At 66.5% G+C, this 1055-nt stretch carries 1 protein-coding gene; it reads right to left on the bottom strand.

The window, feature by feature from the left end:
* Positions 1-18: 18 nt before the first annotated feature.
* The gene (locus tag AC1D1S_RS21295) at positions 19-951 is read right to left on the bottom strand and encodes an endonuclease domain-containing protein (protein ID WP_476944700.1); all 933 of its coding nucleotides are present in this window, start codon (positions 949-951) and stop codon (positions 19-21) included.
* Between the last annotated feature and the right edge of the window lie 104 nt (positions 952-1055).

The following is a 1055-nucleotide window of genomic DNA, read 5'->3' as shown; positions in this document are numbered from 1 at the left end:
AACGGCCCCTGCTGCGAGCTAGTTGGGCGGCCAACCACGGCTGGCGAGAACGGTGCGGACCTTGGTCACGGCGGCGCGCGCGTCGTTCTGCATGTGCCGTTTTGAGATCCTGACCAGGGTCCAGCCCGCGCCGCTGTAGTCCTCTTCCCTGGCGATGTCGCGGATGACCTGGGCCGCGTCGGAGTGCACGGCCCCCTCATACTCCACAGCAACCCGGTGTTCCGGATAGGCAAGATCAGGTTGACGCACGACGCCGGAGCGCAGGACCGTGCGCACGTTCAGTTCCGGTTCCGGTAGTCCTGAGCGGCAGAGGGCAAGCCGGAGTCTCGTCTCGGGGGCCGARTCCGCACCGATTCGGGCCTGCTCCAAGGCGAGCCGCGCCTTGCGGATACCGGGTGTTCCCTTGTGGCGGTCCAGCATCTCGGCCAGTTCCCCGGGACGGGCATAGGGCATGGTCCGGCTTTCAAACTCGGGCCGGGGATGGCGCAGCAGGTGGTCCGCCACCACGGTCAGTTCGTCAATGCTCATCTTCCGGGCGCAGTCCAACCACGTCCTGGTCCGTGAGGTTACCAGCACGCCGTCGATCGTGGTGATTTCGTCGGCGAAGAATTGCCCGACATGGCCAATCACGCCCTTGCGCCGCGGTATTGCCATGGAGTCCGGACGAGATATGTGGATGGCGGGGGCACCAGAGCCCGGGAGAAAGCCCGGGAAGTCCCAGATCAGGAAGGCGGTCGCGTGGGAGGCTGCCGAGAACTGCGTGACAAGAGTTAGGGGCCGGGCATTCAGCTTCACGTCAGCGGAGTGTTCTGCCGGCAGCCGGATCCCGCGGCTCGGAACCCGCAGTGAGGGATGCCTGAGCCGGCGACGGCTGACCCCGGCGTCGGCTGCCTCCCGGAATGTAAACGGCGCCGAACCGAGCGGCGCCGGGAGCGGCCGGGGTGTCTTCATCGACCCATCGTCGCAAAACCCAGGACTGCCTAGGAGAGTTATCCACAGCCCGCGGCCCGTCCTCCCAACTGACTCGCAGCAGGGGCCGTTCTGAGCGCTCAGAA

The sequence above is a fragment of the Arthrobacter sp. P1_A5 genome, assembly GCF_056406825.1.
Note: the sequence above shows the minus strand (reverse complement) of the source record. Positions and strands in the feature narration are given on the sequence as shown.